This window comes from Noviherbaspirillum soli, assembly GCF_015352955.1.
Classification (GTDB): Bacteria; Pseudomonadota; Gammaproteobacteria; order Burkholderiales; family Burkholderiaceae_D; genus Noviherbaspirillum_A; species Noviherbaspirillum_A soli.
Genome location: NZ_JACYOX010000008.1, coordinates 22661 through 34538, shown reverse-complemented (window position 1 = coordinate 34538; position 11878 = coordinate 22661). Strand labels below are relative to the sequence as shown.

Annotated in this window: 6 protein-coding genes; 4 read left to right on the top strand and 2 right to left on the bottom strand. The window is 59.6% G+C overall.

What is annotated here, in order from left to right; all coding sequences use genetic code 11:
- Nucleotides 1–62: 62 nt before the first annotated feature.
- The gene (locus IGW04_RS08675) at nucleotides 63–1673 is read left to right on the top strand and encodes a GNAT family N-acetyltransferase (RefSeq protein WP_194712671.1); all 1611 of its coding nucleotides are present in this window, start codon (nucleotides 63–65) and stop codon (nucleotides 1671–1673) included.
- A gap of 70 nt (nucleotides 1674–1743) precedes the next feature.
- Here the strand turns inward: IGW04_RS08675 and IGW04_RS08670 are convergent, their stop codons facing one another.
- The gene (locus IGW04_RS08670) at nucleotides 1744–3585 is read right to left on the bottom strand and encodes a DUF4832 domain-containing protein (RefSeq protein WP_228526950.1); all 1842 of its coding nucleotides are present in this window, start codon (nucleotides 3583–3585) and stop codon (nucleotides 1744–1746) included.
- A 1080-nt stretch (nucleotides 3586–4665) separates the two neighbouring features.
- Here IGW04_RS08670 and IGW04_RS08665 point away from each other — a divergent pair.
- Together IGW04_RS08665 and IGW04_RS08660 are read left to right on the top strand one after the other, a co-directional pair.
- Complete coding sequence (locus tag IGW04_RS08665; RefSeq protein ID WP_194712670.1) at nucleotides 4666–5727, top strand: polysaccharide biosynthesis/export family protein; 1062 nt, start codon at nucleotides 4666–4668, stop codon at nucleotides 5725–5727.
- Nucleotides 5728–5816: 89 nt separating this feature from the next.
- The gene (locus tag IGW04_RS08660) at nucleotides 5817–8093 is read left to right on the top strand and encodes a polysaccharide biosynthesis tyrosine autokinase (RefSeq protein ID WP_194712669.1); all 2277 of its coding nucleotides are present in this window, start codon (nucleotides 5817–5819) and stop codon (nucleotides 8091–8093) included.
- Nucleotides 8094–8127: 34 nt separating this feature from the next.
- Here IGW04_RS08660 and IGW04_RS08655 read toward each other — a convergent pair whose 3' ends face one another.
- Nucleotides 8128–9552 carry a DUF4832 domain-containing protein gene (locus IGW04_RS08655; protein ID WP_194712668.1) on the bottom strand — a complete coding sequence of 475 codons (1425 nt, stop codon included), beginning with the start codon at nucleotides 9550–9552 and terminating at the stop codon, nucleotides 8128–8130.
- 389 nt (nucleotides 9553–9941) lie between these two features.
- Here IGW04_RS08655 and IGW04_RS08650 point away from each other — a divergent pair, with 389 nt between their 5' ends.
- Nucleotides 9942–11852, top strand: a complete 1911-nt coding sequence (locus tag IGW04_RS08650; protein WP_194712667.1) for an acyltransferase family protein — start codon at nucleotides 9942–9944, stop codon at nucleotides 11850–11852.
- Nucleotides 11853–11878: the final 26 nt, after the last annotated feature.

Below are 11878 nucleotides of genomic sequence, written 5' to 3'. Positions count from 1 at the left end.
GTTGGCATGACAGCGGCACGAGCCCCGAAAGAAACTGGAAGGGGAAATGCATGGAAATAAAAATGTGTACCGGTAGCGAAGCGCTTGCCATGCTGGATGATGCGCACTTCATGCAGCGATGGCAGTCCCTTTACGGGCTCTGTCCATGGGCGACTGGCTATCAGTCGCCCGCCTACGTCGGCGCCTGGTACCGTCACTATTCCGCCAGCTGCAAGCCGCTTTTGCTGTGGGCGGAGAGCGCCGGCGTTCTCCTTGGCCTGCTGACGCTGACGCTGGCCGAGCGGGGCGACCTGATCGTCGGCGCCGGCGCGCACCAGGCCGCGTACCAAGTATGGCTTGCCACTCCGGAATCGTCGGCTGCCTTCATCGGCGCCACGCTCGCGGCATTGCGCGCCGCCTATCCGCGCCGCCACCTGCATCTGAAGCACCTTGCGCCGGGTACGCCGCTGGAAGGGCTGCGTGACGCCCCGGCTGCGCTGCGCTGCAGCCTCTCGGCGCCCGAACCGCGCCCTTACATGCGCACCGACGCCGATCGCATCGTCAAGTCCTTCAACGGCAAGACCAACCGCAATCTTTACAATCGCCTCAAGCGCTTGGGCGAAGTGCAATTTCGCGTCGTCACCGACGCGGTCGAGCTCAGTGCCGCCCTGGATGAATACATCCGGCAATACGACTTTCGCCAAGCCGCCATGTACGACTGCGCCCCGTTTCGGGTTGATCCGTCGAAGAAGGCGTTCTACCGTCGGCTATTGGCCGATGGCATGCTGCATGTGAGCCTGCTGCAGGTGGGCGATGCGGTGGTATCGGTCAATGTCGGCCTGCGCGGGCCGGATAGCGTCCAGGTCGGCATCACGCATTCGCCGCTTTACGCTGACTATTCGCCGGGCCGGCTGCACACTTACATGTTGTGCATGGAACTGGCGAAGGAGGGCTGTCGCAATTTCGACCTCACGCCCGGCGGCGGCTACAAGAGCCAACTCGCCACGGACACCGACGAGGTAGTGGAGTTGTCAGCCCTGAATACATTGCACACGTTGCGGCTGCAGCGCCGCGCCCGGCTGGCCAAGCTGGCCTCGGCCTGGCTGGGCCGCCTGGGCGTGACCACGACCGCCGCGCGACTTGCGCTGGCGCGCGCCAAGAAATCAGCACGCATGGCCCTTTCGGGCGCGCTGCCTCTGACGGCAGGGAAGTACTGCATTTATCGCGGCGTACCAAAGGCGGCCAGCGGGGCTTGCTCCATGCCAGCGCTGCGTGCGAACCAGATCGACGATCTGCTGCACTATGACGAGGCGGGCGGGCGCAAGACCTATCACGAGTTCCAGTATGACGCGATGAAGCGGCTGGAAAGCAGGCAGCATGTCTACACCATCGTCCACGAAGACAAGCTGGTGTTTTGCGCATGGATAGGCAAGCGCGCCGAGCTGGCGCTGCCGGGTGCGAATGAAAAAATGCCGGCGGAGTCGGACGGCGTGATTGCGCTGTATGACATCTACCGGCATGCCCGCGCCAGCCTGGACGACAGGCTGCGCGGTTATCTGGAACAGATCCTGTCGGACCTGCCTGGCCGCCTGGGGTTGGAGGCGGCCAGCGTGGATCTGGTGCTGCATGCCCATGATAAGGCGGCGCGCAGCGTGGCGGAGCAGGCAGGCTTCAGGTTGCTGGCGCAGTCCTGAAGCCGCGACGGCCGTTGGAGCGAATCCGGCCTTGACTATCCAGTCAGGCCGAACCCGCGCCAAACCGTGCTTACGGTGCGATGCTGGCCGTGTGGTTCAGTTTGTTGAAGCCGGTGGTGGCTTCCCAGGTGTTGCTGTTGGCCAACTGGATCGAATACTCCGGGCGGCTCTTGATCGAGGCCGATGCATCGGGCAGGGCCAGCAGCACGCTGTAGTTGCCGCTTTCCATGCCGGACGGCAGCGTCACGGTTTCATTGATGCTGATAGCCTGGCCTGGCAGCCACTTGCGCGGATCTGCATTGAGTGCCACGCGATGTACCGTTCCGCTGCTGTTGTTACGCAGCACCAGCTCCACCGGACGGCTGTTGTACACCGCCGCATAGCCTTCGTTGACCAGGCTCAGGTTGACGGCAAATCCGCCGCCCGGCTTGGCGCTGTTGGAGAAGCTGGCGTTCTTCAGCACGAAGCGATAGCCCATCTTCTGGTTGATCTGCTCGTAGCAGCCCTGGCTGCGCCAGTTGTTGAGCACCGTGGCGTTGAAGCCGGCGTTCAGGTAGGACCAGTGGAAACGGCTCATCTCGCTGGTTGCGGTCGGGCAGTCGCTGCGTGGCGGGCTGTAGTTGCAAGTCTCGCCGCCCATCGGCAGGTAAGTGGTTTCAGCGGCCAGGTAGGGATAATCGACCGACGTGTTGTTGTAGGTGCCCCAGTCGTTGGCCGATGCCAGGAAGCAGTCGTTGTGGTGTCCCACACGCGCCTTGGCGCTACCGTTGAACGCTTCCGATGCGGTGAGCGCGCTAGTGCCGATCAGCTTGTACTTGAAGTCCGGCGTGCGGATCTGCACGAAGCGATTGGCAGGAACCATGTCCAGCAGCTTGGTCAGGATGGTCTTGCGATCGGCCAGTTGCTGGCTGGTCAGCGTGCCGGTGCCGTAGTTGCGGCTGTTGCCCCACTCGCCCCAGCTTCCGATGAAGCCGGCCTGCACCACTGCCAGCACGTCGCTGTTGCGCGCCAGAACCGGCTTGAGCTGGTCCATGTGCGTCATCATCATCGACAGCGGCGCGTCGGTAGCGTTGTCGCTGTAGTTGTAGGCGAAGCGCAGCACCATCTTCACGCCGGCGGCGCGCGCGGTGTCGAACTGGCGCTGCAGTAGGTCGAGCTTTGACTGGGTCAGCGGCGAGTTCACCGAGTCGGCCATCAGGAATGCGCACATCACCAGCGACTGGTTATTGGAAGTGCGGTAATTCGTCAGCTGCGACTGGCTCATCACGGTGTCGGTGCAGTTGACCTGGTTATAGAAACCGCGCTCCGGGTTGGCGATGGTCGCGCTGGTGGAGCTGTAACTGACATTGGTGGTGGCGGCGGTAGAGACCGGCGCGGTGGTGGTTGTCGTCGGCGCGGTGGTGGTGGTTGTCGGCGCGGTGGTGGTGGTTGTCGGCGCAGTAGTGGTAGTTGTCGGCGCTGTCGTGGTGGTCGTTGGCGCGGTAGGGGTGGTGGTCGTGGTCGGCGTGGTGGTCGTCGTGGTGCCAGCCACGTACAGAGTGGTCGACACTTTGGCCGAGGAGTAGGTAGGCGATGCGATTTGCGCCACGGAATCGATGGTGGCCGCAGGATTCAGGTCGGCGCGCGGCACGCTGATGGTGGCGCTGCCGCTGGACACGGTGTAGGGCACCTTTTTGACCCAAGTCCAAGCCCAGCTGCCGTTGCTTCCCGCATAGCGGTACAGATTGCCGTTCTCGATCAGGAAGCCCGATCCGGCGCCCCCGGTCGGATAGCCGGTCGAGGCCGTGTGGTCATTGTCGACGAACACCCGGACAAAGCTGGGAGTGCCGGAATACGGGATCTTGTAATAGACGTTGCTGGCGTCGCTGGTGACGGTAGGCGTGGCGATTTGCGCCATGGCCATGGAAACCATGCAGCATCCGGCGGACAGTATGAAAACTTGGGCAGGGCGTAGCTTGGACTTGGATAATTTTTTCATTGATTAAAAGTGCTGATTAAGTTTTAAGGATGCAGGAGTCCCCCACCTTGCGCACAAGGCGTTTCGGACCTTCGTTAATTAAGCGGGCGATCGGAGCTAGCGTCGCCTCGCCATGCGCGCAAGGTAATGCATGCTTCCCACCGGCAGGCCGCGCGACCGTGACGATGTCGCGCCTGCCAAGCGGAACGTGCTGGCTCCGCCCTGGATACCAGGCGGTTGCACAATCTGGGCAGGCGTGTCAGTTTTCATAGGCTGAACTGGCGTTATCAATTGCTTTCACGGCGCGCCAAAATCATGGGACGTGACAATCCGGCGACGGAGCAAGTCCGTTGCAGATATGCCACCGGGCAAAATTAAGGCGTAAGGCTCCCCTCCACGGTTAAACATCACCGTACCCGGATGGGACAGGCCGCTAGGCTTTGGATTAAGGCGGCTGCAGTAAATGCTGTATCACTGCGGTCTTATTTACTTGGAGAAACTTTCTTACTGAACCGGGGGCAATAGTACGTGTGGTAATCGAACGATGCAACCCTTTAACCAAAAAAATTTGGGATTATTTTTTTTGGGAAACACGGAACTTTTCCGGTAACTTTCGATAACTTTTAAAAATAAATATCCTTATAAAACCGTGACATAGTCGATATTCCGCCGAAAGTTGCATTACTGTAAGTTAAGAACTTTTCTATCTTTAATGAAACGAATCAATATTAAGTGCATGGATATTGCGCCTTATTGTTGAGTTCCCTGGGATTAGTTTAAAAATTTAAGTATTTCAACCAGATTTATGGAATGCAATATTTGTGCCTGCATAGGCAGTGAAAAAGGGCGAATACCAAACAAGATGTTTGGATTGCTGACCTGTGTCAATGTGCTGGCAGTCCACTAGCCTAGATTTATTCATGCATGAATGACAAACCTGTCCGAGGCTGGGATATGAAAATAATTTTTGGTTGGACTTGCAAAATTTGCTCGATTGCAGGAATAGGCTTGGTTGTTGGCGCCTGCGGCTCACCCATGGTGCCAACTCTGGGCCTGTCCACGGGCAGCGCCATGCCGTCCGCGGCGACGTCAGCGGGAGCCGATGCGGCGACGACGGCATTCAAGGAAATCACGCCGCAGCTTCTGCAGGCCGAACGCGCCGCGCGCAGCAGTCGGGATAACCAGGACATCAGCCGTCTGACCGAACCGGTGACGCCCTATGCGATCGAAAGCGGCGATGTCCTCTCCATCGTGGTCTGGGACCATCCCGAGCTCAACAATGGCCTGGCGCCGCCGGCGAGTTCTCCCACCAATCCTTCCATGGCAATGCCGTCGGCCGGTTTTACCGTCGATCATGAGGGCCTGATCCAGTTCCCTTATGCCGGCAAGGTTAAGGTCACCGGCCTGACGGAAGAGGGCGCGCGCGCCATGCTGGCCTCGCGGCTGGCTCGCTATATAAGAGACCCGAACATCACTATCCGGGTCCAGTCATTCCGCAGCAAGCGCGTCTATATAGACGGCGAGGTCAAGCAGCCCGGCGTGCAACCGATCAATGACATCACGATGACGCTTATGGAAGCCATCAACCGCGCCGGAGGCATGCTGCCCAGCGCGGACCAGAGCCGCATCACCCTGGTCCGCGACGGCGTAAGCTACCCGATCGATTTGCCGCAACTGGTGCAGCGCGGCGTCAATCCGTCCAGCATCGTGCTTCATAACGGCGACGTGCTGCGAATCCGTTCGCGCGATGAAAGCAAGGTGTTTGTTTCCGGCGAAGTGGTGGCGCCGCGTGCGCTGATCATGCACAACGGCAGGCTTTCCCTCAACGAGGCCCTGGGCGAGGCAGGCGGCATCAATCCGCTTTCCGGCGACGCCAGCCAGGTTTATGTGGTGCGGCGCTCAGCCTCGGAACCTGTCGTGTATCGCCTCGACGCCCAGGCGCCTGGCGCGCTGGCCATGGCCGAGAGCTTCGAGCTCGATCCGAAGGACCTGGTTTATGTGGCCGCGACGCCGCTGACGAACTGGCATCGCACCATCAGCCAGATCTTCCCCGGCGCGCTTTCTTCGGCCGTTACCGCGATGACGCCGGTGCGGTAGCGAGCGGCCTGTCTTGCAGTGCTTCCCTGTTTGAAAATGCGCCGGATATCAACCCCGGCGCTTCATTGAATACGACCTGAAGAGCAGCTATGGCAAATTTCCTACCCACGCAGCAGGCCGGCGCATTGCCGGTGCAGCAATTCATCATGCCGCCTCCCAAGAGCAATGATGAGTCTGAACTCTCAAGCTACCTCAATATCGTGTACGAGCAGCGCTGGCTGATTGCCATCATTGCCGTCGTGGTGATATTGCTCGGCACTGGCTACGCGCTGCTGACGCAGCCGGTCTACGAAGCAAATGTGCTCATCCACGTCGAAGAGGAAAACCCCAAGGAGTCGCGCAACTTCCTGAGCGAGAGCGGCTCGATGTTCAGCATGAAGACGAGCGCCAGCGCGGAGATCGAGCTGTTCCAGTCCCGGCTGGTGATATCGCGCGCGGTCGACAAGCTGCACCTCGACATTAGTGGCGAGCCGGACTACCTGCCGGTAATAGGCAGGTGGTTGTCGAACTACGGCGAGATGGTGCCGCCGCCCGGCTGGGTGCGGGACCATGGCTATGCATGGGCCAAGGAGAAGATCAAGGTTGCGGTGATGACGGTGCCGGACGACCTGCTCAATCGCGAGTTCAGCCTGACGCTGGAACAGAAAGGGAAATTCCGGATCAACGAGCCTTTGAGCAACTTCGCCGCATCTGGATATATCGGCGAGCCGCTGTCCATTACGCTGCCGAACGGCCGCTTCGAGCTTCTGGTAGAGAGCGTCAACGCCTGGCCGGGCACCCGCTTTATCCTCAAGCATGCGTCGCGCCAGGTGCTGATCGACAGCATCCTGAAACGCATGTCCGTCACCGAACAGGGCAAGCAGTCCGGCATCATCCGCGCCTCGCTGGAAGGCAATGATCCGGCCGACGTAAGCAACCTGCTTGGCGAGATCGCCCGCGCCTATATCGCTCAGAACGCGGCGCGCAAGACGCAGGAGGCCGACAGTGCGCTGGCGTTTCTGGAAAAGCAGCTGCCCGAGATGAAGAAGCAGCTCGACCTGGCCGAGGCGCGCTATTCCCAGTTCCGCAACCAGAACAGCACCATCGACCTCGGCGAGGAAGCCAGGATCGGCCTGCAGCAGTCTTCCGCGCTGAAGACCCGCAAGATCGAACTGGAGCAGAAGCGCATCGAGCTGCTGACCCGTTTCATGCCCGAGCACCCGTTTGTCAAGGGCGTGGATGCGCAGCTGGCCGACGTCAACGGCGAGATCCGCAAGCTGGCTGGCCACATTCGCACGCTGCCCCAGGTGGAGCAGGAACTGGTGCGGCTGTCACGCGACGTCAAGGTCAACACCGAACTCTATACCGCCCTGCTGAACACCGTGCGCCAGCTGCGGCTGACAACGGTGGCCAAGACCAGCAACGTGCGGCTGGTGGACATGCCGCTGCTGCCGGAAAAACCAGTGGCGCCAAATCGCGTGCGCATCATCGGCATATCAATCATGGCGGGCCTGCTGCTGGGAACCTTTGGTGCATTCGTGCGCAAGTCGTTGCAGAAGGCCATCGACGATCCGGCGGAAATCGAGCAGATGCTGGGAGTGCCCGTGTTCGCGGCCATCCCGCACAGCAAGGCGCAGGCAGAACTGCTGGCAAATGCCGACCCGAGAAGCATGAGCATGCCGCTGTTGGCAAGGAGCGCGCCAACCGATGTCGCCATCGAAAGCCTGCGCAGCTTCCGCACGGTGCTCCAATACACCCTGTCCCAATCCCAGGGCAAGGTCGTGCTGATTACCGGCCCCACAGCCAGCACCGGCAAATCCTTCGTGTCGGCTAACCTGGCCTCCCTGATGGGCTCCGGGGGCAAGCGGGTGCTTCTGATCGACGGCGATCTGCGTAACGGCCATCTGCACAGCTACTTCGGGGTTGGCCGCCAGCTTGGGCTTTCCGATGTCCTTGTCGGCGCCAAGCGCATAGAGAGTGTCCTGCACCGTGACGTTTTGCCCAATATGGACTTCCTGTCGACAGGCAACCTCCCGGAAGACTCATCGGAGTTGCTGATGCGGCCGGCACTTGGAGCGCTGCTTAGCGCCCTCGAGACGCAATACGATGTGATTCTGGTCGACAGCGCGCCGGTACTGGCGGTGTCGGATTCGGTCATCCTGGGCATGCATGCGTCTGCGATCTATCTGCTCACCCGCGCCGGGATTACCACCGCAGTCGACGTGTCGGAGTCGTTGAAACACTTGAACCAGGCCGGGCTTTCGGCCAACGGATTTTTGTTCAACGGTGTGCCGCTGCGTAACCGGCAATACGGTTACGGCTACCGTTACGGCCACTACTGGAATGTGCAGTACAGCGGCAAGCAGGCGATAGGACAAAAAGCCTGATGCGTAACGTCCCGTGCGACGGGTGGTTTAACGTTCAATGGCGGGCTGGAGCGGAGACGATCTTCACCGAGTAGCCCAGGCGGTTATAGCCGGTATGGGCTTCCCACGTGTCCTCATTGGCGAGCCGGATCGCATACTCGGGCCGGCTCCGCAGCGAGGGCATCGGATCGGGAAAGTGCAGCAGCATTGCATACTCGCCTGGCGCCATGTCGGCCGGCAGGGAGGCATCCTGGCGCAGCACCAGTCTGCGCCCCGGCAGCCATGAGCGCAGGTCGACGTTCAGCGGAATGCGATGCTCCTGCCCGCCGCTTGCGGGACGCAGCACAAGCTCTGCCGCACGCGGGTTGAAAGGCGCTGCCCAGCCGGTGTTTTCCAGCGTGATGAAAAGCCGCAGCATGCTTCCCGGCGAACCTGTACGCTGGAAAACCGCGTTCAGCATGGCAAAACGGTATCCCAGCCTTTGCCTGACCTGTGGGTGGCATCCTTGGCTCTTCCAGCTCGCAAGAACGCCTTCATGGAAGTCAGCATTGAGATAGGACCAGTGAAAACGCGCCATTTCGTCGATGGCGGTTATGCAGTCGCTGCGTGGCGGGTTGTACCTGCAGGTTTCCCCGCCCATGGGCACGGCTGCTGTGTCCTCCTGCAGATAAGAGCGGCTGGCTGGCGATAACAGCTTGAACGTACCCGCGTCGTCCGGCGTGGCGAGGAAGCAGTCGTTATGATGGCCGATGCGCGCGCCGGATCCTTGCAAACGGCCGGTTTCCTGCAACGCGGCGTCCCTCTGTCCGGCTATACGGTATTTGAACTCAGGCGTACGAACCTGCACCATCCGGTTTTCCGGCAGTACTTCAAGCAGCTTGTAGAGGATGTCCTTGCGGTCACTCCAGTTCTCGGTCGTCAATTTGTCGCTGCCGTAATGGGTGCTGTTTCCCCATTCGCCCCAGCTTCCTATGAACCCGGCCTGCACTGCCGCTATCACGTCGCTGTGACGTTCCAGATAAGGCTGGAGCTGTTCCATGTGCTGGAATATGCGCGGCTTCGGCGCATCGCGGGCGTTGTCGCTGTAATTATAGACAAAGCGCAGTATCACCTTCGATCCGGCAGCTCGCACCAAATCCATTTGCTGGGAGAAGAGGTCAAGCTTCTTTTGGCTGATCGGCGCATCGAGCGCGTCCTCCAGCGAAAAGGCGCACATGATCAGGCTGTCTTTGTGTACCTCCCGGTACGAGCGCAGAAGCGCGGGCCTTAGCGGCCATGTATTGCAGTCCACCTGATGGTAGAAACCGCGCTCCGGATTGGGAAAGTCGGCCGCCGATGGGCGGTAAGCCACCCTGTCCTGGTCGGAGCCAGTCTCCATTGGCGGCGCCGGGCGCGGCGCCATTGCAATCGCGTTGGCTGAAGCCAGAACGGCTGTTAGCAGGCAGCGGCGGGTCAAGAATGCGTAAAAGCTTGCAGGCATGCAGTCTCCCTATTGAAGGCGGGCTGTCGGCGCTCGGCCAGCGCTTGTGCACACCAATAGCATGGCAACACACCGGCCGATTGCGTTCTCTCAATGATCTCCTTGCTGTATTGCCCTTGCAGGCAGGGAGAGCGGCGGCGCGACCGCGCAATGGTTCAAATGGTTCGGTATGCCTCGCCGGCACCGGGCGAAATGTTGTTTGATATACCTTAAGTTCGCTTCCGGCAAACATCGTACCTTTGAACTCGGATTGCCGCCGCTGCCAGTTTCCGTAGCACTGCGACCCATTCGGAGCGCACCTGTGCTGGACAACCAGACCGGCTTCCGCTCAACCCACATAAACCTTGCGGCACTCAGACATCAGGATGCTAAGCGGACCGACTCACAATATGTCACAGGCTGCACGGGACCATCTGCACGGTGTTGATGGACTCAGGGCCATTGCGGTGATCGCCGTGCTCTTGTTCCATGCCTTTCCCGATGCCGTTCCCGGCGGCTTCATCGGGGTGGATATATTTTTTGTCATATCGGGCTTCATCATTACCCGGATGTACTTCTTCCGCCTCCAGGCCGGCCAAATATCGCTTCGACAGTTTTACATCAGGCGCATAAGGAGATTGGCGCCTGCCTATGTTGTGGTGCTGGCTGCCAGCACGGTTGCCGCCTACTTCGTGCTGAACCCGGTGTATCTGAAAAACTATGGCGAAAGCCTCGCAGCCCAGCCGCTCTACCTGCAGAACATCGTATTCTGGCTGCAGGGGGATTACTTCGACGATGCGCATACCAAGCCCCTGCTGCACACGTGGAGCCTTGCAATCGAAGAGCAGTTCTACCTCCTGTATGGACTTCTGATCCTGCTGGCCCGGGCGAAGAGGGCTGCGGTTCTGCCGGTACTTCTGCTGTGCGCCATCGCTTCGCTGGCTGGGGGCTTGCTGGTCTCCGGAATGTCGCCCAAGACAGCGTTCTATTGGCTGCCGAGCCGCGTGTGGGAGCTGGCCGCCGGAGTGCTGCTGGGCATGGCTTATATCCCCCTGTCGGAAAAGGCGGCCATGTTGCTGCGGCTGGCCGGGCTGCTCGCCATTGCAGCCGCGATTGCCATGTTCGACCAAAGGAGCGTCTTCCCCGGCTTGCAGGCAATCCTCGCATGCGGCGGTACGGTCGGGGTGCTGGCCGCGCTGTCTGCGCGGCAGCGCAGGGACGTGATGCTCGATCAGCCCCTGGCAAGCTATATAGGGCAAACGTCCTATTCGCTTTACCTGTGGCACTGGCCGGTCATTTCCCTTGCGGGCATCTGGGTGGGGCATCAATTGTCCGTCATGCAGGGCATGGTGGCGCTGGCGGCGACCTTTATCCTTGCGTCTCTTTCCTATCGCTATATCGAGGTGCCTTTCCGTAAAAGCATGCTGTTTCCGGTCAACCGGAAGCTGGTGGGCTCGGTGGCGGTCTCCGGCCTGCTTACCGTAGGCGTTGCGCTCTTATTCAGTTTGACCGAGGGAGCCGCCTACCGTTATCCGGCCAAGCTCGCGGCCCTGTACAGCGCACAGTTGCAGCGCTCGCCTTACCGTTGCCCCATACTTCAGCGCCTGATGAGGCCCGGCCAGGAAATGTGTCCCCGCAACGATGTAGTTTCCGACACAAATGTGCTGATTGTCGGCGACTCGCATGCAGACCAACTGGATGAGCTGGTTGCATCCATAGGCAAGTCGCGCAATGTTGGTGTCTTTCTTGCAACCAGAAATTGCAATCTTCACGACTTCGGCACTTCTGCGTTTTGCAGCGACAAGGTCTTGAACAGAATGCTGGAACAAAGCGCCGAGCGCAAAATCACCAGCATTATTTCAGTTTCGTTTCTGAAAAAGGATTTCGATAACGAACAAGGACTCCAGGCCGCGGTGGACAAGGTCGTCCATCATCCCGCTTCGATTAAAGATGTATTTATCATGCAGGTTGTTCCGAATAATGCATACTTTGATCCAAAAGAGTATATATCTGCGATAGAAAACAATAAAAATAAACCCGACGTTTATACAATTAATAACTACCGGGCCGACAACGGCAAACAGATATCCGCCTTGCACAGGATTGCAAAGTCGAGTCCCGGCGTTAGAATCCTCGACCCGTCGCTGCTCATTTGCCCCCACCTTGAATGCCAGTTTGAAAGCGCCGGCCGGCCCAATTATTTTGACCCGCATCATCTGTCTCCAGCCGGTGTCAAACTCCTTACCCCTTTATTTGCACAATTGATCAATCAAATCGTGCAGGAAAAGCACGGTATGAAAACAGCCGGCGCATTTCAATAGCGCTATGTTTCCCTGCCTTGGTGAAT